The sequence below is a fragment of the Sorangium sp. So ce296 genome, assembly GCF_051529605.1.
GTDB lineage: Bacteria > Myxococcota_A > Polyangia > Polyangiales > Polyangiaceae > Sorangium > Sorangium cellulosum_D.
The window spans coordinates 13,765,743-13,786,084 of the sequence record NZ_CP150325.1 but is presented as its reverse complement, the minus strand read 5'-3'; the positions used below and the strand labels follow the sequence as shown (position 1 = coordinate 13,786,084).

General features: G+C 73.0%; 16 protein-coding genes. 11 read left to right on the top strand and 5 right to left on the bottom strand.

Annotated elements, in window-relative coordinates; all coding sequences use genetic code 11:
• The first annotated feature begins 15 nt into the window (after window positions 1–15).
• Window positions 16–2,433: a hypothetical protein gene (locus WME98_RS50835; protein WP_437948821.1), complete on the top strand. Its 2,418-nt coding sequence runs from the start codon at window positions 16–18 to the stop codon at window positions 2,431–2,433.
• Between the two features lie 19 nt (window positions 2,434–2,452).
• On the opposite strand, the gene WME98_RS50830 is transcribed toward WME98_RS50835, so the two are convergent.
• On the bottom strand, window positions 2,453–3,007 hold the full coding sequence (locus tag WME98_RS50830; RefSeq protein ID WP_061622765.1) for a 3'-5' exonuclease: 555 nt from the start codon (window positions 3,005–3,007) through the stop codon (window positions 2,453–2,455).
• A 255-nt stretch (window positions 3,008–3,262) separates the two neighbouring features.
• Between WME98_RS50830 and WME98_RS50825 the strand changes: the two genes are divergently transcribed.
• Window positions 3,263–4,369, top strand: a complete 1,107-nt coding sequence (locus tag WME98_RS50825) for a serine/threonine-protein kinase (protein WP_437948820.1) — start codon at window positions 3,263–3,265, stop codon at window positions 4,367–4,369.
• 160 nt (window positions 4,370–4,529) lie between these two features.
• Window positions 4,530–5,096, top strand: coding sequence for a hemerythrin domain-containing protein (locus WME98_RS50820; protein ID WP_061622763.1), 567 nt, complete (start codon window positions 4,530–4,532; stop codon window positions 5,094–5,096).
• Between the two features lie 228 nt (window positions 5,097–5,324).
• On the opposite strand, the gene WME98_RS50815 is transcribed toward WME98_RS50820, so the two are convergent.
• Both WME98_RS50815 and WME98_RS50810 read right to left on the bottom strand, forming a co-directional pair.
• A complete protein-coding gene (locus WME98_RS50815) occupies window positions 5,325–5,780 on the bottom strand; it encodes a DUF2752 domain-containing protein (protein WP_437948819.1) in 456 nt (151 codons plus the stop codon).
• Between the two features lie 20 nt (window positions 5,781–5,800).
• Window positions 5,801–7,201, bottom strand: a complete 1,401-nt coding sequence (locus WME98_RS50810) for a zinc ribbon domain-containing protein (RefSeq protein WP_437948818.1) — start codon at window positions 7,199–7,201, stop codon at window positions 5,801–5,803.
• A 689-nt stretch (window positions 7,202–7,890) separates the two neighbouring features.
• On the opposite strand from WME98_RS50810, the gene nuoE reads away from it, so the two are divergent.
• From nuoE to WME98_RS50770, 8 genes are all read left to right on the top strand, one after another.
• Complete coding sequence (gene nuoE / locus WME98_RS50805) at window positions 7,891–8,373, top strand: NADH-quinone oxidoreductase subunit NuoE (RefSeq protein ID WP_061622760.1); 483 nt, start codon at window positions 7,891–7,893, stop codon at window positions 8,371–8,373.
• Between the two features lie 4 nt (window positions 8,374–8,377).
• Window positions 8,378–9,730, top strand: a complete 1,353-nt coding sequence (nuoF, locus tag WME98_RS50800; RefSeq protein ID WP_020737043.1) for an NADH-quinone oxidoreductase subunit NuoF — start codon at window positions 8,378–8,380, stop codon at window positions 9,728–9,730.
• Complete coding sequence (locus WME98_RS50795) at window positions 9,727–10,380, top strand: NADH-quinone oxidoreductase subunit J family protein (protein WP_061622758.1); 654 nt, start codon at window positions 9,727–9,729, stop codon at window positions 10,378–10,380. Before nuoF ends, WME98_RS50795 begins: the two co-directional genes overlap by 4 nt.
• A complete protein-coding gene (gene nuoK, locus WME98_RS50790; protein WP_061622757.1) occupies window positions 10,377–10,688 on the top strand; it encodes an NADH-quinone oxidoreductase subunit NuoK in 312 nt (103 codons plus the stop codon). The genes WME98_RS50795 and nuoK overlap by 4 nt, the downstream gene beginning before the upstream one ends.
• Window position 10,689: 1 nt before the next feature.
• Window positions 10,690–13,254, top strand: coding sequence for an NADH-quinone oxidoreductase subunit L (nuoL, locus tag WME98_RS50785; RefSeq protein WP_437948817.1), 2,565 nt, complete (start codon window positions 10,690–10,692; stop codon window positions 13,252–13,254).
• Complete coding sequence (locus WME98_RS50780; RefSeq protein ID WP_437948816.1) at window positions 13,251–15,272, top strand: complex I subunit 4 family protein; 2,022 nt, start codon at window positions 13,251–13,253, stop codon at window positions 15,270–15,272. The genes nuoL and WME98_RS50780 overlap by 4 nt, the downstream gene beginning before the upstream one ends.
• Window positions 15,269–16,795: an NADH-quinone oxidoreductase subunit N gene (locus WME98_RS50775; RefSeq protein WP_437948815.1), complete on the top strand. Its 1,527-nt coding sequence runs from the start codon at window positions 15,269–15,271 to the stop codon at window positions 16,793–16,795. The genes WME98_RS50780 and WME98_RS50775 overlap by 4 nt, the downstream gene beginning before the upstream one ends.
• Before the next feature lie 358 nt (window positions 16,796–17,153).
• Window positions 17,154–18,071, top strand: coding sequence for a hypothetical protein (locus WME98_RS50770; RefSeq protein ID WP_437948814.1), 918 nt, complete (start codon window positions 17,154–17,156; stop codon window positions 18,069–18,071).
• 2 nt (window positions 18,072–18,073) lie between these two features.
• On the opposite strand, the gene WME98_RS50765 is transcribed toward WME98_RS50770, so the two are convergent.
• Together WME98_RS50765 and hisC are read right to left on the bottom strand one after the other, a co-directional pair.
• A complete protein-coding gene (locus tag WME98_RS50765) occupies window positions 18,074–19,228 on the bottom strand; it encodes a tetratricopeptide repeat protein (RefSeq protein WP_437948813.1) in 1,155 nt (384 codons plus the stop codon).
• Window positions 19,219–20,310 carry a histidinol-phosphate transaminase gene (gene hisC / locus WME98_RS50760; protein ID WP_437948812.1) on the bottom strand — a complete coding sequence of 364 codons (1,092 nt, stop codon included), beginning with the start codon at window positions 20,308–20,310 and terminating at the stop codon, window positions 19,219–19,221. Before hisC ends, WME98_RS50765 begins: the two co-directional genes overlap by 10 nt.
• Between the last annotated feature and the right edge of the window lie 32 nt (window positions 20,311–20,342).

Genomic DNA, 20,342 nt, shown 5'->3' with positions numbered 1-20,342 from the left:
GGTAGGAGCGGGCCCATGCGGGTCTCCCAGCGGAGCGGCCTCTTCAGCGGCGTCGCGGCCCTCGCGTGCGCCACCGTCCTGCTCGAGATCTCGCTCACGCGGATCTGTGCGGCGCTGTTCGGCGAGCCCCACGCGTTCGTCGCGCTCGCGCTGCCGCTCCTCGGCGCGGGCGCGGGCGGCGCGGCGCTCACCCTCGCCCCGTCGCTCGTCCGCCCGCCCGCGCTCTTCGCCCGCATGGCGACCCTGTCGTCGCTCGCGTCGGGCGCCACGCTCGCGGCGGTCGTCCTGCTCTCGCAGCGCGGGCCGGCGCCCGGGGCGCTCCCGTGGGTCGCGCTGCTCTACGCCGCGGCCACCGTCCCGTTCGCGCTCGCCGGCCTCGCGCTCGCCGCCGCGATCCGGCACGTCGCGTCCGAGATGCCCCGCCTCTACCTGCTCGACCTCGTCGGCGGCGCCCTCGGCGGGCTCGCGGCCGCCGCCGCGCTCCGCGCCGGCGCGCCGCGCGCCGCGCTCGCGGCGGCGATCTTCTTCGCGGTGGCGGGCGTCTTCTTCTACCTCGCGGCGCGCGGGCAGGGCGGCGAGCAGCGGGCGCCCGGCGGCCTCGTCGCCACGTTCGTGCTCGGCGGCTTCGTGCTCCTCGCCGGCGATCTCGGCGCCCCGTGGCTCCGGCTCGCCGGCCTCCGCCGGGGCGCGGCCGACCGCACCGAGCACGAGGCCTGGAGCGCGCGCTCGCTGATCACGGTCGACAAGCCGAGGGCCGGCGCGGCGATGATGCGGATCGGCAGCGCCGCGCAGAGCCCGATCGTCGACGCGAAGACGCCGCCCCCGGCCCAGCCCGAGGACATGGCCTACGCGCTCCACAAGGACCAGGGGCCGGCGCTCGTCGTCGGCGCCGGGGGCGGGCGCGACGTGCGCGCCGCGCTCAAGGCCGGGCTGAAGGACGTCTACGCCGTCGAGGGCGACCGCGGCGTCCTCGAGGTGATGCGCGGCCGGTACGCCGCGTTCAGCGGCAACCTGTTCGACAAGCCCGAGGTCCACCTCGTCGTGGGCGACGGGCGGAGCTTCGCCCGGCGCACGCCGCTGCTCTTCCGGAACATCGTGATCCCGTCGCCGGAGACCGCCGAGGCGTCGTCGACCGGCGCGCTCGCGCTGTCCGAGAGCCGGCTCCACACGGTCGAGGGCGTCGGGGACTTCCTCTCGCGCCTCCTGCCCGAGGGCACGCTGGTCCTGAGCCGCGCCGACGTCGACTTCGATCGCCTGCTCTCGCTCGCGACCGCGGCGCTGCGCCGCGCGGGCGCGGCCGAGCCCAAGGACCACCTCTTCGCGTGCAGCGCCGCGCAGCGGACCGCGCTCCTCGCGCGGCGCACCCCGCTCGCGCGCGAGGACGTCGAGGCGCTGCGCCGCCACTGCCGCCGGCACAAGTTCTCGGAGGCGTTCGCCCCCGACCGGCCGCAGACGCCCATCCGCGCGCTCATCGTCGCCTCCGGGGGCGGCCGCGCGCCCGACGCGGCGGTCGACCTGACGCCGCCCACCGACGACCGGCCGTTCTTCTCGTACGCGGTCCCGGCGCGCCGCCTCCCCGCCGTGCTCGGCGACCTCGGGGCCCTGCGCGCCGAGCAGGCGGGCCTGTTCGCGCTCGCCGCGCTGCTCGCCGCGGGCGCGGGCCTGTTCGCGCTCGCCGCGCTGCTCCCCGCGCTGACCGCGCGCGCCGGCCGCCTCCTCCGCGGCGCCGCGGCGCCCGACGCCGCGCCCCCGCCGCGGCCCGCCCGCGCGCTCTTCTTCTTCGCCGCGATCGGCGCGGGCTTCGCGCTCGTCGAGCTCGCCGTCTTCCGGCACGGGCTCCTCCTGCTCGACCTGCCCGCGTACGAGCTCCCCGTCGTCCTCGTGATCCTCCTCGTCTCGGCCGGCGTGGGCGGCCTGCTCACCGCCCGCGTGGCGCCGGACGCCGCGACGTGGACCTCCGCGCGCGTCGCCGAGGCGCTCGTCGTGGCCGCGGCGCTCGCCGCGGCGGGGCTCGTCCCGCTCGCGCGGTGGAGCCTCGGGCTCGCGGCCTTCCCGCGCGCGCTCCTCGCCGTCGCGCTCCTCGTGCCGTTCGGCCTGCTCGCCGGCTCACTCGCGCCGCTCGGGGTCAAGCTCGTCGCCGCGATCGCGCCGGCGCTGCTCCCCTGGTGCTGGTCGCTCGGCGCCCTCGCCGGCGCGATCGCGATGCCCCTCGGCGCCCTGTGCGCGATGAGCCTCGGCTACAGCGCCCTGCTGCTCGGCGCGGGCCTCGCGTACCTCCTCGCCGCGGCGGCCGTCCCGCCCACCGCAGCCGGGGCGATCGCCGAGGGCGACGGCGCGCCGGCGCCGTCGGGCCCCGATCCCGCCGGCGCGCCGCCGGCGCGGGGCGCCGCGGGGGCGCAGCCCGACGTGCCCGAGGCCGCGCCGGTCGGCTGAGCGCGCGGCGCGCCCGGCCTCACCGCCGCGCGGCCAGGAGCACGTGCGCGAGCAGGCCCGCGATGTTGAACGCGTCGTCGCCGCCGCGGTGGTGCGTGCCCGCGAGCGGCAGGCCCGCGCGCTCCAGGGCCTCGGCCATCCCGATCTCGCGCGACAGGGCGTGCGTCACCGCGAACAGGCTCTTCACGTTGAGGTGGCTCGGGCCGAACGGGTAGGGCACGCCCCGCGCCTCGCACTGCCGCTCGAACATGCGCCGGTCGTAGTCGCCGTAGCTCGCCCAGAGGCGATCCTGCGCCTTGAGCTCGCCCCGCAGGGTCGCGCACGCCTCCTTGAACGACACGCCGGCGTCGACGTCGGCCTGCGTCAGCGTCGTCAGCGCCGTGCAGAACGGGCTCACGCGCGAGCGCTCGGGGCGCACCAGGATCGAGCGCCGGTCGCGCCGCCGGCCCGACGCGACCTCCAGCGTGCACACGCCGATCTCGATGATCTCGTTCTCCTCGCCCTCCGGCGGGCTGCCCTCCCAGCAGGTCGATTCGACGTCGATCACGAGGATGAGATCAAGACGCTTCGCCATTCGTTGTCGCCCCTACATGTCATGATGAGTACGCGCCGAGCGTAACGGCGATCGGGACACAAATTCTTTCGGGATTTTCCCGACAGGCCGAAAACGCCTCGGGCGGTCGGCTGTGTCCGGGCAAAAACTTAGTAGATACGGGACATAAGACGGTGGGGCCAAATCCAGGGGTTCGTCATTTCGGTGCCCAATCCCCTTGCTCGGAGGGCCTGGTCCATGGACACTCGTCAGGTAATTTCTGACGAGGTTCTTCACGTGGCTCCTGGTTCCCCGCTCCGTCGTTCCTTCGGTCCAGCCCGGGACAGGTCCGCCTTCGCTGAGGCGCTCCCCGAACCCGGCGGGGAGGGCCTCGGTCCCGCCGCGGAGCGACGGCTGCCTCCTCGTTCCGGGATCGTCCGCCACGCGGGGCGCGACCGGGGGGCGGCGGCGAGCGCTCCCTCCGCGGTGCGCGGCGGGGCGGCGGCGGGGCTCCCGGCAGGTGGGACCGCGGCGGTCGACCCGCTCGTCGGCCGTACAGAGCACGGACTGCACATCGAGCGGCTCATCGCCGAGGGGGGGATGGGCGCGGTCTACGCGGCCCGCCGCGTCGCGACGGGGGAGCGGGTCGCGCTGAAGGTGCTCCGGCGCGTGCACGCGGGGGACTCGGGCATCGAGGGCCGGTTCGCCCGCGAGGTCCAGCTCGCCCGCCGCATCGACCACCCGAACGTCTGCCCTGTGCTCGGCGAGGGGCGCCTCGAGGACGGGCGCCCGTTCTTCCTGATGCCGCTCTTCGACGGCATCACCCTGAGCGAGGAGGTGCGCCGGAACGGCCCCCTGCCGCTCGATCGCGCGCTGGCCGTCGCGGACCAGATCCTCGCCGGCCTCGCGGCCATGCACGCGGCGAAGGTGGTCCACCGCGACCTCCAGCCGGGCAACATCCTGCTCGTCCCCGCGGCGCCGGGGGCGCCGGGAGACGGAGCGCCGACGGTCAAGCTCATCGACCTCGGCTTCGCGCACGAGCCCGGGGTCGACAAGGGCGACGGGGTGACGCCCGACAGCCCCGGGTCGCTCGTGGGCACCCTGCTGTTCATGTCGCCGGAGCAGGCGATGCGCAGCCGCGCCATCACCGAGCGGAGCGACCTGTTCGCCGCCGCGCTGCTCGTCTACTACGCCCTCTCGGGCAAGCTCCCGTTCCGCGGCCGGGGCGATCTCGACGTGCTCGTCGCGATCGTGCGCTCCGCGCCCGTGCCCCTCCGGCGGGAGCGCCGGGATGTCCCGCGCGTGCTCGACGAGGTGCTCGCCCGCGCCCTGTCCAAGCACCCCGACCACCGCTTCGCCGGCGCGTCGGCGATGCGCGACGCGCTGGCCGCGGTCCGGGCGTAGCCCCCGCGCGCGGCGCGCCCGCGGTCCCTTCCAGCGCCGGCCCGCTCCTTGCCACGACGGGGCCGCCTGCACCGCGCCACGCAGCACCGGGATCCGGGCTGTGCACGCGCTGCTCAAGGGCGGCGACGCGGCGCGGTGAGCTTCACGCGAGGGGAACCCCATGGACGCACTCGATCTCTTGGAGCAGCAGCATCTCGAACTCAGCGCCCTGATGGCGCGCATCGCCGCCGAGCCCAGCCCGGGCCTCAGGACATCGATGGTCGCGCAGCTCTCCCGGATGATCGACGCGCACGTACGCATCGAGGAGACGTACCTCTATCCGGTGTGTGCCGAGCGGATGGCCGGCGACCGGAAGCCGCTCCACGACGCGTACGAGAAGCACGGCCTCGCGCGCTTCGCGGCGGACAACCTGCTGCGCACGCGGGTGACCGATGTGCGCTTCGAGGCGCGGCTCCGGCTGCTGCGGGACGTTTTCGCCCACCACGCCGACGAGGAGGAGGGCATCCTCTTCCCGAAGGCGAAGCGGGGGCTCACGGACGAGCAGCTCGACGTGATCGGCAGCGATCTGGAGCGCGCGTACGAGGTGCTGCTGCGCGTGGGGGTGCCGGCGGGCGCGTCGCTCGCGCGGTCGCAGCGCGGGTGGCCGAGGCGGGGGGCCCACTCCGTGCGCGCGGCGCGGCCGGTGTCGCGGCGCCGCGGGGAGGGGCAGCGCGCCCGGGGGTGTTGACCGAGCGCGACGCGCACCCCCGACGAGGGCCTGCGGCCGTGAGGGTCGGTGACGGCGGGGCGAGGGCTAGTTCCGCGCGTCAGAGCTCCCGCCAGGGATCTGCCTCGCGAGCGACAGAGAAATAAACACCAAGGCGCAAAGGCGCAAAATTGCAAACCTTTTTTGCGTCTTTGCGCCTTGGCGTTGAACTCTCTCTCCGGATCCCTGGCCGGACTTCGGGCGGCGGAGCTAGACCGGCACGGGGCCGCCGAAGGCGCCGAGGAAGCGGGCGACCCAGACGGCGACCATCAGGATCGCCAGCGCGACGCCGAGGCGCGTGACCCACGCGCCCTGCACCGACTCGGTCGCGGCGATGCGGCCGTCCTTCACGTAGACCGCGGCGTTGTACGCGAGCGCGGCGAGCACGAGCGGCGCCATGATCGGGGAGAGCGGGTGCAGCCGCAGCGCCTCGGACACGTGGCCGTGCGCGAGGGCGAGGGTCGCGCGCGTGAGCCCGCAGCCAGGGCACGGGTGGCGGGTGACGATCGCGAACGGACACAGCGGGACGCCGCACGCGACCAGGAGCCCGAGCAACGCCGCGATCGCGCCGAGGCGCGCCGCGCGGCCGCGCGGGTGCGCGGCGCTCCAGGTGGACGAGGCCGATGGAGCGGGCGGGCGGGCTTCGGTCGGGCCGGACAGCGACAACGGTGGGAGGATAGCGCGAGCTAGGCGGCGTTCGGATCCCAGACCTCGTTGAGGTCCTTCGCCAGGGCGTAGAGCGGGAGGAAGATGTAGAGCACGATGCCCTCGGCCTGCGGGTTGCGCGAGCCGGCCATCTGCTTGGCCTTGGTCACCTGCTCCGGCACCTTCACCCAGAGGAAGTAGTAGTTGAGCAGCGGGATGAAGACGTACCAGGGCTTGAACTCGGGATCCTTGGTCGCCTGCTGCAGCTCGTTCAGCATCGCCCAGAGCTGCCAGATCGCGTACACGAAGCAGACCATCCCGATCACGCACACCGTGACGGGGTTGCGCGTCTCGCCCCGCGCGCCCGGGGTCATCGACCCGCTGCCGGCATACACGCCCAGGTTGCTGGGCTGCTGGCCGAACTGACCAGGCGCCGAGAGCTGACCGCCGGCCGGCGACGATCCGCCGTAACCGCCCGGATCGCTCACGCCCTGGGGGCTCCCGTAGGCCCCGCCAGCCGGAGAGCCGTAGCTGCCCGCGCCCGGCGGGCTGCCGTAGCCGCCGCCAGGAGGGCTGCCGTAGCCGCCCGCTGGAGCGCCGCCGTAGCCGCCGCCGGGAGGGGCGCCGTAGCCGCCGCCGGGAGGGGCGCCGTAGCCGCCGCCGGCCATCGGATCCTGGCCCGGAGGCGGACCGTACCCGCTGGCGCTGTGCTGCGGAGGCTGGCCGTAACCGGGCGGCTGGCCGTAACCGCCGCCCGGCGGCTGGCCATAGCCGGGAGGCTGGCCGTAACCGGGCGGCTGGCCGTAACCGGGAGGGGCGCCGCCCATCGGGTCCTGGCCCGGAGGCGCGCCGAACGGGCTGCCGCCCGGCTGCGGAGGCTGACCGTAGCTGCCGCCGGGCGGCGGGAACGCGCCGGCCGGCGTGCCGCCAGCCCCGCCAGGCGGCTGCGGCGCGCCCGGGGTGTACCCGGGCAGCTGGTCGATCGCCATCGTGCCGCCGAGCGGGTTCACGCCCTGGTTGGGCGGCTGGCCGTACGGCGAATACCCGCCCGACGGGCTCGCAGCCGCGCCGCCGAAGGCCGGGCCAGAGGGCTGCTGTCCCGCGGGGGGCGATCCGTAACCCATCCCGGGCGGAGGCGGCGCAGGGGGAGGTCCGGCAGACGCGCCGAGCCCGGCCGGCGGGACGCCGACCACCGTGCCGGCAAGCCCCTGCGGCGTGCTCGGGATGCCGGCGGGCATGCCCGGCGGCGCGCCGGCCGGAGGCGCCGGCGGAGGAGGCGCCCCCGGAGCGCGCGGGCTCGCCGCGCCGGCCCCAGACGACGGCTGGCTCATCAGCATGGTGCCCTTGAACTTCGGCGCGGCCGCCCCCTTGAGGTTGAAGCCGCACTTCGTGCACGTGGACGCCGTTTCCGAGTTTTGCGTCCCACAATTCGGACAGAACACGCACCACCTCCGGAGGGGGGTTCGCTGCTACCGATGCCCGCGCCCTGCGCGCGTCGTAAGAGGCGCGAAGGGTAGTTGAAGCGCGTTCCGGTTCTCAAGTGAAAGACGAAGAACGCTGCGGGCTTCTCCCGAGGCTACGCGTTCTCCGCCAGAAAACCCAGGGCGTTCTCTCCGCGAGGGAGCGCGCTGCTTCCGTGGCGCCTGGCGAGCGGCGCGTGGCGAGCGGCGCGCGTTCCCGCTCACCGCGCGCCGCGCGCCGCGCTCCCGCTCACCGTCGGGGCGCGCTCTCCGCCGATGTGACGACGTCGCGACCGCGTCACCCGGGCGCGGTCCGGGCGGGCCGGCCGGCGCGAGGCGTCGCCCAGGTTTCTGGGCAGCGAGAGGGTTTCCGTGGTTCGCTGGAGGTTTCCCCCCGGCGCGCCTTGACAGTGACCACCGTCGCTCACTAGCGTGCCGGCGCCTCGGGACGGCTCCGTACGACGGACAACCGAATGCCCGGCCGCCGGTGCGCGGGGCTGTCCGCCTCCGGCAGGCGCCTCTACTCCGGAGGCGCACGAGGGTGCGCCCGGGTTCTCCGGGCCGACCCTCGTTGGAAGGGACCCGCCACGGGGGTCCCGACTGCATGTCGAAGCGGGCACGCCGCGAGCGCGGCGCGCCCAGGGAGCCAGCGGACCGTGCCAACAGCCGACATGACCGACAAATTTGCTCTGAGCCCCGACCGGCAAACCGAGTTCGAGAAGATCCTCGCGCGCTACCCGAACCGCCAGGCCGCGTGCATCCCGGTGCTCCACCTCTGCCAGAGCCAGGAGGGGTGGGTCTCCGAACGGGTGCTGCGCTGGGTCGCCGAGCAGCTCGGCCTCCCCACGGCGCACGTCCAGGGGGTCGCGACCTTCTACACCCTCTTCAACAAGCAGCCCGTGGGCAAGCACCAGGTCTGGGTCTGCCGGACGCTGAGCTGCGCGCTGAACGGCGCGGACGCCGTGCTGCACCACTGCGAGAAGCGCCTCGGGATCCACGCGGGCGAGACCACGCAGGACGGGAGGGTCACGCTGCGCACCGCAGAGTGCCTCGCCTCGTGCGGCACAGCCCCGATGATGCAGGTCGATCGCGACTACTACGAGGGCCTCACGCTCGAGAAGGTGGACGCGATCCTCGATCGGTTGACGAGGTGACGAGATGCTCCGGCTGACGCGCTATCTGACGAAGAACTACGACACGCCCGACGGCCACAAGCTCTCGGTGTACGAGAAGGGCGGCGGCTACCAGCAGGCGAAGCGCGCCCTCGGGATGACGCGCGAGGCGCTCGTCGAGGAGATGAAGGCGGCCAACATCCGCGGCCGCGGCGGCGCCGGCTTCGCCATGGGCGTGAAGTGGAGCTTCATGCCGTGGCCCCCGAAGCCCGAGCGGCCGCACTACCTCGTCATCAACGCCGACGAGGGCGAGCCCGGCACCTTCAAGGACCGCACGCTGATGGAGAAGAACCCGCACTCCGTCGTCGAGGGGTGCATCATCGGCTGCTTCGGCATCGGCGCCCACGCCGCGTACATCTACGTGCGCGACGAGCTCCACCTGTCCAAGGCGCGGCTCTGGGGCGCCATCGAGGAGGCGCGCGCGAAGGGCTACCTCGGCAAGCGGCCGTTCGGGATCGACTACCCGGTCGAGGTCTACGTCCACACGGGCGCCGGCGCGTACATCTGCGGCGAGGAGACGTCGCTCCTCAACTCGCTCGAGGGCAAGCGCGGCGAGCCGCGGCTCAAGCCGCCGTTCCCCGCACAGTTCGGCGCGTTCGGGATGCCGACGACCGTGAACAACCTGGAGACGATCGCCGCGGTCCCCACGGCGCTCGAGCTCGGGGGCGACAACTTCTCGAAGCTCTCCGCGCTGCACAACCTGAAGGACGGCGGCTGCCGGCTCTTCGGCGTGAGCGGCCACGTGAACAACCCCGGCATCTTCGAGGCGTGCGTCGGCCTCACGCTCCGCGAGCTCATCTACGACCTCGGCGGCGGCGTGAAGCACGGCAAGCTGCTCGGGGTCATCCCGGGCGGCTCGTCGTGCCCCATCCTGCGCGCCGACGAGGTCGTGAACGCGCCGAACGAGAAGTCGCCGCTCCACCCGTGGCACGGCCAGAGCGTGCTCGACGTGCCGCTCGGCGTGGACACGTTCCGCACGCTCGGGACGATGCTCGGGACCTGCTGCGCCATCGTCCTCAGCGACAAGGCGTGCCCGGTCCTCGCGATGCACAACCTGATGCGCTTCTACCGCCACGAGTCGTGCGGCCAGTGCACGCCCTGCCGCGAGGGCAGCGCGTGGATCCACCGGATCCTCGATCGCATCGTGCACGGCGAGGGGACGATCGAGGAGCTCGATCGGCTGCACGAGATCGCCGACAACATCATGGGCAACACCATCTGCGCCTTCGGCGAGGGCACGGCGATGCCCGCGCTCGGGTTCCTGCGCAAGTTCCGCAAGGAGTTCGAGGCGTACATTCAGACCAAGGGCCGGTCGTCGACAGGGGTGCTCTCGCCGTGAAAATCTTCGAATTCGCCTACTTCGGGCTGGCGTCGCTGCTCGTCCTCCTCGGCGGCCTGGCCACGGTCGCGGCCCGGAACCCGATCCGCGGCGCGATGGGCCTGCTCACGTCGATCGTCGGCATCGCGGGGCTCTACCTGATGCTCTCCGCGGAGTTCCTCGCGGCGATCCAGATCCTCGTGTACGCGGGCGCGGTCGTCATCCTCTTCCTCTTCGTGATCATGCTCCTCGGCCCGTCGGCGACGTCGCCGCGCGACGCCCGCACCGCGGTGCCGCGCTACGTGGGCGCCGGCGTCCTCGCGGCGAGCAGCATCGGCGCGCTCGCCCTCGTCGCCAGCGCCGCGAAGCCCGGCGCGCGGGTCGTCCCGGAGGCCCCCGAGGCGCTCGGGACGATCGAGGCGCTCGGGCACGAGCTCTTCACGAAGGGGATCGTGCCGTTCGAGCTCTCGGGCGCGCTGCTCCTCGTCGCCGTGATCGGCGCCGTCGCCGTCGCCCGCGGCAAGCAGGTCGACCCCACGCTGCTGCCGGCCGGGGCCGCCTCGCCGGACGGAAACGACCAGGTCCCGGTGCGCGACGCGGCGACGCCGGACCCGCAGCCGGGCGCGCTCACGGGCCACTTCACCCTGTCGACGAAGGAGCCGAAGTCATGATCTCCGTCCCCATCGAGTACTACCTCGTTGTCGCGGCGGTGCTGTTCGTGATCGGGTCGGTGGGCTTCCTGCTGCGCAGGAACCTGCTGGTCCTCCTGATGAGCATCGAGCTGATGCTCAACGCCGTGAACCTCACGCTCGTCGCGTACAACCGGGTGCACCCGCAGGATCACGCCGGGCAGATCTTCACTTTCTTCGTCATCGCCATCGCGGCGGCGGAAGCCGCCGTGGGTCTCGCGATCGTGCTCGCGTTCTACCGCATCCGGAAGACGATGCGCGCGGACGACGCCGATCTCCTGAGGAGTTAGCGTGGAAGCCCTGAGAGTCTTATTCCCCGCGTCCGAGTTCGCGCTGCTCGCGGTGGTGCTCGGCCTGCCGGCGCTCGGCGCGTTCGTGAACGGCCTCTTCGGCAAGCGGCTCGGCAAGGACGCGGTCCGGCTGATGGCGCTCGCCGCGCTCGGCGGCGCCTTCCTGGCGGCCGTGACGACGTTCCTGATGCTGCCGCACGAGGGCGGCAAGCTCACCTGGACGGCCTGGCGCTGGTTCTCGATCAGCGGCCGGATGGGCCAGTCGATCCCGATCGACGTCGCCTTCAGCGTCGACGGCCTGAGCGGGACGATGATCCTCGTCGTCACCGGCGTCGGCTTCCTCATCCACCTCTACTCGTCGGCGTACATGCGCGAGGACCCGGGGTACTACCGGTTCTTCGCGTACCTGAACCTGTTCTGCTTCTCGATGCTCGTGCTGATCATGGCCGACAACCTCGCCGTCCTCTTCGTGGGGTGGGAGGGCGTCGGCATGTGCAGCTACCTGCTCATCGGCTTCTGGTTCAAGGACGACAAGAACGCGAGCGCTGGCAAGAAGGCGTTCGTCGTGAACCGCATCGGCGACTTCGGCCTCCTCGTGGCGATGGCGATGCTCGCCTACTACACGGGCACGCTGAACTTCGACGGCATCGCGGCGAACGCGGGCAACCTGCTCTCCGCCGTGAAGGTCTGGCCGATCGGCAACATGTCGGCCGACACGGTGCCCGGCTTCCTGAGCTTCATCATCCCGTCGCAGCCGGTGCTCGTGTACGCGGCGACCCTGGTCGGGCTCGCGCTGTTCCTCGGCTGCGCCGGCAAGAGCGCGCAGATCCCGCTCTACATCTGGCTGCCGGACGCGATGGCCGGCCCGACGCCGGTGTCCGCCCTCATCCACGCCGCGACGATGGTGACCGCGGGCGTCTACCTCGTGGCGCGGCTCTCGGCGGTGTTCGTGCTGTCGCCGTTCGCGATGGCGGTCGTCGCGGTGACCGGCGTGGCCACGGCGCTGTTCGCGGCCTCGATCGGGCTCTTCCAGAACGACCTGAAGAAGGTCCTCGCCTACTCCACGGTGAGCCAGCTCGGGTTCATGTTCATCGGCGTGGGCGTCGGCGCCTTCGCGGCCGGCTTCTTCCACGTCCTCACGCACGCCTTCTTCAAGGCCTGCCTCTTCCTCGGCGCCGGCTCGGTGATCCACGCGATGCACGCCCGCATCCACGACACCGACCAGTCCCAGGACATGCGGAACATGGGCGGCCTCAAGGCCCACATGCCGCTCACGCGCTGGACCTTCCTCCTCGCGTGCCTCTCGATCGCGGGCTTCCCCGGGTTCGCCGGGTTCTGGTCCAAGGACGAGATCCTCTGGCGCGCGTTCTCCAGCCGGATCGCGTCGGTCTCGACGCGCGGGCAGCCGGTGTGGCAGTGGCCCGACTGGCTCGGCCCGGCGATCTACTGGGTCGGCATCCTGGCCGCGACGATGACCGCCTTCTACATGTTCCGCGCGTACTTCCTGACGTTCCACGGCGAGTTCCGCGGCTGGACGATCGTGCGCGGCTGGAAGGACCCGCACCCGCACGGCCACCACGACGACCACCACGCGCACGCGCCGGGCGAGAAGCTCGAGGGCCCGGAGCCGCACGAGTCGCCGCTGCCGATGACGATCCCGCTGATCGTGCTCGGGGCGCTGTCGGTCCTCGCGGGCTTCCTCATGGCCGAGCCGCTCGTGCACCTCACCCACAACCACGCGTTCGCGCCGCTGGCGCACCTGCTCGAGCCGGTCTTCTCGATGACGTCGAGGGCGGTCCAGGCGCGCGAGGGGGTGGAGGGGCTGCTCTTCCCGATGATGCTGCCCGGCGTCGCCGCGTGCTTCACCGGCATCGGCCTCGCGATGCTCGTGTACTGGAACAAGCGCGGCGAGCCCGAGCGGCGCTTCGCCCAGAGCTTCCCGGGGCTCCACCAGCTCGTCTACGACAAGTGGCGGATCGACGAGCTCTACAACGCCACGGTGGTGGGCATGGTCGACGCGCTGGCGGACATCTTCACGATGGCCGACAAGTGGATCATCGACGGCGTCATCGCGAAGCTCTCCGCCGCGCTGGTCGGGTTCTTCGGCACGGTGCTGCGCGCGCTCCAGACGGGCCGCGTGCAGGTCTACGCCGCGTCGATGGTCGTCGGGCTCGCCGGCGTCGGCTGGTTCCTGGTCAACCCGCACGCCGACGCGAACGTCGACGACGCGGAGCTGCGCAGGTCCGGCGAGGTGAAGCTCTCGGCGGCGCCGGGGCTCGGCTACCAGTACCGCTGGGAGGGGCCCGGCGTGCCCGCCCGCGACTTCTCGGAGTCGACCGACGTCACGGTGAAGCTCGAGCCGGGCGAGAAGAAGGACATCGTGCTCCGCGTGCGCAACGCCTTCAACCGCGAGGCGACGGAGACGTTCACGTTCTCGCGGCCGACGGCCCGCGGGAACCCGACGGGCCCCACCTCCATGCGGGGCCCGGACGTGCCCACGCTCTCCCCGGGGACGACCCCGGCGGAGCAGATCCATGACCTGATCCAGCCGAAGGGCCTGCAATGAGCGCGCTCGACCTCGTAACCCATTACTGGCCGGCGCTCGCCGCCGGCGTCGTCGGAGCGCTCCTCCCGAGGGGCGCCGGGCAGGGCGCGGACGGCGCCCACGGCGACGACCACGATCACGGGCACGGCGACGAGCACGACCACGGGCACGGTGACGACCACGATCACGGGCACGGCGACGACCACGGCCACGGCGAGGCTCACGCGAGCGCCGGGTACACGCCGTGGCAGCGGTTCGGCCTCGGGCTGATCGCGGCGCTCACCGTGCTCGGCGTGCAGTGGCTCTGGCCGTCCGACGCGGCGGCGGCCGCCGGGGAGGCGTCCGGGGAGTGGTCGTCGCTCCTCAACGTGCTCATCGGCCTGCCGTTCGTCGGGGCCGCGGCGGTGCTGTTCATGCCGCGGCAGATGCTCTCGCTGCTCCGCGGCTTCACGCTGGCCGTGCTCGGCGCGGGCTTCCTCGCGTCGCTCTGGCTGCTCAGCGTGCCGATGACGGTGGGCTGGCACTTCCAGTCGATCAAGGACTGGATCCCGTCGCTCGGCATCCGGTGGCACGTCGCCATCGACGGCATCAGCCTCTGGCTCGTCCTGCTCACGACGTTCATCGCGCCCATCGCGGCGTACGCGTCGTTCGGGTCGATCAAGAACCGGATCAAGGAGCTCTGCTTCTGCCTCCTGCTCCTGCAGGGCGCGATGCTCGGCGCGTTCGTCGCGCTCGACCTGTTCCTGTTCTTCCTCTTCTGGGAGCTGATGCTGGTGCCGATGTTCGTGATGATCGGCATCTGGGGCGGCGTCGAGAAGATCAAGGCGGCGATCAAGCTGTTCGTCTACACGATGGCCGGCTCGATGCTGATGCTCGCGGGCATCGTGTACCTCGTGTGGGCGAACCAGAAGCTCACGGGCGCGTACACCTTCGACTACCTCGCGCTCTCGCGCGTGGTCCTGCCGCGCGGCACCCAGATGCTCTGCTTCTGGGCGTTCTCGATCGCGTTCTTCATCAAGGTGCCGATGTGGCCGGTGCACACGTGGCTGCCGGACGCCCACGTGCAGGCGCCGACCGGCGGCTCGGTCATCCTGGCCGCGGTGATGCTGAAGATCGGGACGTACGCGTACCTGCGCTTCTCGATGGGCCTCTTCCCCGGCCCGGCCTCCAGCCTCGCGGCCAACCTGGCCGGCATCGCGATCCTCGGCGGCGTGATCTACGGCGCGCTCGTCGCCTGGAAGCAGGCGGATGTGAAGCGCCTCGTGGCGTACTCGTCGGTCGCCCACCTCGGCTACGTGATGCTCGGTCTGTTCGGCGTCACGCCGAGCGGGATCCAGGGCGCGGTGCTCCAGATGGTGAACCACGGCGTCTCCACCGGCGCGCTCTTCCTCCTCGTCGGCGTGATCTACGACCGCCGCCACACCCGCCAGGTCTCCGAGTTCGGCGGCCTCGCCAAGGTGATGCCGGTCTACGCGACGCTGTTCCTGATCGTGACGTTCGCCTCCGTGGGCGTGCCCGGCACGAACGGGTTCATCGGCGAGTTCATGATCATCACCGCGACCTACGTGTCCGAGCGCCTCGGGGTCTTCAGCGGGATCCACACCGTGGGCGCCGCCGCGGGCGTCATCCTCGCGGCCGTCTACATGCTGAGCGTCGTGCAGAAGATGTTCTTCGGGCCGCTCACGAACCCGAAGAACAAGCACCTGCCCGACATCACGCCCCGCGAGGGCCTGGCGCTCGCGCCGCTCATCCTGATGATCTTCGTGATCGGCCTGTTCCCTGACGTCTTCCTCGATCGGATGAAGGAGTCGGTCCTGTCTACGTACAACCAGTTCAAGGTCGTCTCCGGGCAGGCGATCCTCTTCGCGGACGAACGCAACGCGAAGCTCCTGCCGGAGGACACGTTCTCCCCCGCCTTCCTGAAGGGGGCGCCCGTGCTGGGCTCCGGCGCGGGCGCGGCGGGGGGTGACGAGGAGGCGCGGCGCGAGCCTCCGGCGGGCGGCAAGCTCGCGGCGCGCGCGGGGGAGGCGGCGCGATGAACCTCGGACCCTTCATCGCGGTGTCGCCGCTGCTCGTCGTCACGCTCGGCGGCGTGCTGCTGATGGTGGCGGAGGCGTTCTCGCATCGCCGCGAGGAGTCGCACGACCGCCGCTCCGGCCCGTCGTCCGACATCGCGCTCGGGACCGCGATCACGCTCCTCGCCGGGGCGGTGTTCTCGGGCGCGGTCGGGTTCGTCGGCCCCGAGACGCTGGACGGGGTCGACGTGCTCGCGCCCTACCTGGTGATGGACCGCTTCACGCTGTTCTTCTCCTTCGTGCTCTGCCTGGGCGGCGCGCTGGCGGCGCTGCTCGCCGGGGGGTACCTCCCCGAGCACCGGCTCGATCGCGGGGAGTTCTACCCGCTGCTGACCTTCTCGACGGTGGGCGCGATCATCCTCGCCGGCGCGGGGGATCTGCTGACGCTCTTCCTCGGGCTGGAAACGATGTCGCTCGGGGCGTACGCGCTGACCGGCTTCCGCCGGACGTCGCCGCGGAGCACCGAGGCGGCGATCAAGTACTTCCTGCTCGGCTCGTTCGCGGCGGCGCTGCTGCTCTACGGCGGCGCGCTGATCTACGGGGCGACGGGGCACACCGACCTCGCCGGGATCGGTCAAGCGATCGCGGGCGCGACGGGGGACAAGGCGCCGAACCCGGCGCTCCTGCTCATCGGGGCGGCGCTGATGCTGGTCGGCCTCGCGTTCAAGGTGAGCGCGGTGCCGTTCCACATGTGGACGCCCGACGCCTACGAGGGCGCGCCGACGCCGGCCACGACGTTCATGGCCGTCGCGGTGAAGGGCGCGGCGTTCGCGACGCTGCTGCGCGTGCTGCTCGGCGCGTTCGGCAGCCCGGCGCTGTCGTCATGGGCGGCGGGCTGGCCGCCGGCGGTGGCGGTGATGGCGCTGCTCACGATGACGGTGGCGAACCTCATCGCGGGGCGGCAGGAGTCGGTGAAGCGGATGCTCGCCTACTCGAGCATCGCGCACGCCGGCTACCTGCTCGTCGGCGTCGCGGCGACGGTGCGGGCGAGCGAGGACGCGCAGGCGAGCGTGATGTTCTACCTGCTCGCCTACACGGTCTCGACGGTCGGCGCGTTCGGCACGCTCATCCTGTGCGGCAGCCGCGGCGCGGAGGCGGTGAGCTACGAGGACCTCTCGGGCATCGGCAAGCGGCACCCGGTGGCGGCGCTCGCGTTCTCGCTGTTTCTCCTGTCCCTGGCGGGCGTCCCGCCGACGGCCGGGTTCTTCGGCAAGCTCTACATCGTCAAGGCGGCGATGGGCGCGGAGCTGTACACGCTGTCGGTGGCGCTGCTCCTCAACAGCGTGCTGTCGGCGTACTACTACCTGCGGGTGCTCGTGTTCATGTACATGCGCGAGCCGGCGCCGGGGGCGCCGATCGCGCGGCCCATGCGGTCGGGGTACGTCAACGCGGCGCTCGTCGTGTCGGCGGTGCTCGTCATGGTCCTCGGGATCTGGCCGACGACCTCGCTCGGGATCGCGGTGCGCGCGGTCCTCGCTTCCCACTAGAGCGGGGGTCCACCCGCTGCGGATACGGGCCCACCTCGACGTTTTCGGTGCTCGGCGTACTGGAGTACGCCTGCGCGCCGAAAACGCCGATCTGGGCCCGTCTCTTGTGCGGGTGAACCCCCGCTCGGCAACGCTTGGGCTCGCATGGCGGTGCGGGCTCGATGCGGCCTCACGATGATCTGTGAACGCGCCGCGGGGCAGCGCGTCGCCAACTGACTTGGCGGCGATGGCACCGGCGCTAGCGGCGCTCGCGCCCTCGTGCGGCGAAACCGCGGTGCTGCGCGGGGCGCGCGAGTTGCTAAAGTCGGCGCCGATGCGGAACGGCGAGACGATGCAGAGGACAGCGGGGAACTGGCGGATGCGCGCGGCAAGCGTCGCGCTGCTCGGGGCGCTCGGGTGTCAGGGGGGGAACACGAGCGGAGGCTCGCCTGCGGGGAGCGCGGCGCCGGCAGGGAGCGCGGCGCCGGCAGCGAGCACGGCGCCGGCAGCGGCGAGCGCCAGCGCGGCGGCGAGCGCGCAGGCGGCGGATGCGCCCGCGATCTCGCTGACCTCGGAGGCGGTGCTCAAGGTGACGAACCCGAAGCGGCAAGCGCCGTACAGCGGGCCCACGGGGACGCTGAAAGGGCGGGTCACCATCAAGGGAGACCCGCCGCCCGACACGGGGCTCAGCTTTCCGACCGGCAAGTGCGGCGAGGCCGCTGCCACCTACGGGAGGCTGTTCCGCGTGGGGCAGCAGAACGCCGTCGCCGACGCGCTCGTCACCGTCGTCAACTACAGCGGCCACGTGCCCGAGCGCGAAGAGGCCGAGAAGGTGACCATCCACGGGTGCGCGTTCTCGACCCGCACCGTGGCCATGACGTTCGGACAGCGGCTCGATGTGGCGAACCTCGACCTGCTCGAGCCCTACATGCCCAACCTCGAGGGCGCCCCGTTCATGGCCGTCCTCGTCGCCATGCCGCAAGGCGAAGCGGTGAAGTTCTTCCCGCCCCAGCCGGGCTACTACCACCTCGTGGACAAGATGCCGAAGCCGTTCCTCAAGGCCGAGGTCTTCGTGCTCAAGTTCGCGACCCACGACGTGACCGGCCTCGACGGGCAGTTCGAGATCAAGGACATCCCCGTGGGCAAGGTGCTCACCGCCGCCCTCCTGCCGGCCATCGATCAGGACGTGAAGAAGGAGATCGAGATCAAGGAGGGCGAGAACACCCTCGATTTCGAGCTCAACTTCGATCTCGAGAAGTACAACGCGAAGAAGAACAAGGCGAAGCCGTCGCCCTGAGCTCAGGGCGCGGCCGGCGCGCCCCCCGCGAGCTCCCGGTGAACGCGCCGCTCGACCTCGCGGGACAGCGGATCGCGGGCGCCGGGCGCGGGGGGCCCCGGCGGGCCGAGCCAGGCGAGCGCGGCGTCGCGGCCGATGCGACGGAAGAGCAGCTCGGCGAAGAGCAGCCGGGCGAGCGGCGAGGGGGGCACCGCGGCGCCGCCGCCCGCGGGCGCCTGGAGCGCGTCGCAGGCGCGGGCCAGCGCCTCGAGATCGCCGCTCAGATCGGCCGCCACCGCGAGCGCGACGAGCGCGGAGGCGCTCGACGGATCGGCCGCCGAGACGAGCTCGGCCTGCTCGCGCGCCTCGCCGACGCGGCCCAGGGCGGCCGCGCGCACGGCGACCTCGGCCGGCGGCAGATCCGCGTCGCGCGCCAGGCGACGGGCGCGGCGCAGCTGCCCGTGGACCAGCGCGTCGTCGAGCTCGGCCAGCGGCCCCCGCGGCGCCGCCGGCCGCTCGGCGGCGGCGGTCCTCCGCGCGGCGAGCTCGCGCAGCCGCCGCGCCGCCTCCTCGGCGGCCGGGCGATCGCCGGCCTCGAGGGCCACCGCGTGCAGCGCGCGCCAGGCGTCCGCCGAGAAGGGGTGGCGCACGAGCAGCGCCCGCAGCGACAGGCGCGCGTCCTCCGACCGGCCGAGCCGCCGCAGGATCTCGGCGCGGAGCAGGACGCCGTCGTCGCGCTCCGGATCGAGCAGGACCGCCCGCTCGACGCGGCCGAGCGCCGCCGCGGGCCGCCCGGCCGCGAGATCGCACCGCGCCTGCTCGAGGTGGGCCGGCGCGTAGTCGGGATCGATCCCGCGGGCGCGGTCGAACGCGTCGTCCGCCGCCTCCCGGTGGCCGAGGCGGCAGCGCACCGACCCGACGCGGGTCCAGATGTCCGCGCTCTCGGGATCGCTGTCCTCCGCCAGCTCGTACGCCTCCAGGGCCGTCTCGAGGTCGCCGCGCGCCTCGGCCTCGGCGCCGATGGCGTACAGCGCGTAGGCGCGCGCCGAGATCTGGCGGCCCACGAGGATCTGGCCGTCCACGGAGCGCGCGACCTCGGGCGCGGCGCAGGCCGCGGTCAGCGCGAGCGCCGCGAGCGCCGCGAGCCGCGCGGCAGGGGGCGGCGGGGCTACGCGCACGCGGCGATCTCGGCGAGGAGGCGATCGTTCTCCTCGCGGAGGCCGACGGTGATGCGGAGCCGGTGCGCGAGGCGCCCGCCCGCCCCGTGGAAGCTGCGCACCAGGACGCCGCGCGCGGCGAGCGCCTCGAAGACCTCGCCGGCGGGGCGTCGCGTGCCGACCCAGAGGAAGTTCGCGTGGCTCGGGGCGACGGAGAGGCCGAGCTCGGTCAGGCCGCGCGCGAGGCGCTCGCGCTCCTCGGTGATGAACGCGGCGGCGCGGCGGAGCTCCCCGCCGAGCTCGCGCAGGGCGAAGGTGGCCGCGCGCTGCGACGGGACGGGCAGGTTGTAGGGCTGGCGGACCTTGTCGAGCTCGGCGACGAGCGCCCGGTCGCCGACGAGCCAGCCGACCCGCAGCGACGCGAGGCCGATCTTCGAGAGCGTCCTCAGCACGGCGACGTTCGGGTGCTTGCGGACCAGGGCGAGCTGGTCGCGCGGGGCGAAGTCGATGTACGCCTCGTCGACGATGACGAGGGCGTCGCTCGCCGCGGCGATGACCGCCTCGATCCGGTCCGCCGACGCGAGCGCGCCGGTCGGGTTGTTCGGCGAGGCGATGAAGACGACGCTCGGGCGCGCGAACTCGACGGCGCGCACGAGGCCCGCCACGTCGAGGTCCCAGCCGGCGTCGAGCGGGACCTCGACGGCGCGCATGCCCCGCGCGCGGGCGCTCAGCTTGTACATGACGAAGGTGGGGCTGGTCGTCACGATGCTCGCCGCGTCGGCGCCCGGCCGCGGGCGGCTGAGCGCGGTCAGAAGGATCGAGATCACCTCGTCGGAGCCGACGCCGGCGAGGACCTCGTCGGGCTCGACGCCGCAGCGGGCGGCGATGGCCTCGCGGAGCTCGACGAGGCGCGCGTCGGGGTAGCGGCCCCAGTCCTCGGGCACCGCGGCCCGCGCGAGGGCGGCCCGCGCCTCGGCCGACAGGAGCGGCGGGCTCTCGTTGGCGTCGAGGCGCACGGGGAAGTGGCCCGCGATCGGGGTGTAGGCGTGGAGCTCGGCGAGCTCGGGGCGGAGGAGGGCGGAGAGGAAGTCGGGCGTGGGCATCGGCTTAGTCGACAAGGATCGCGGGCGTGGGG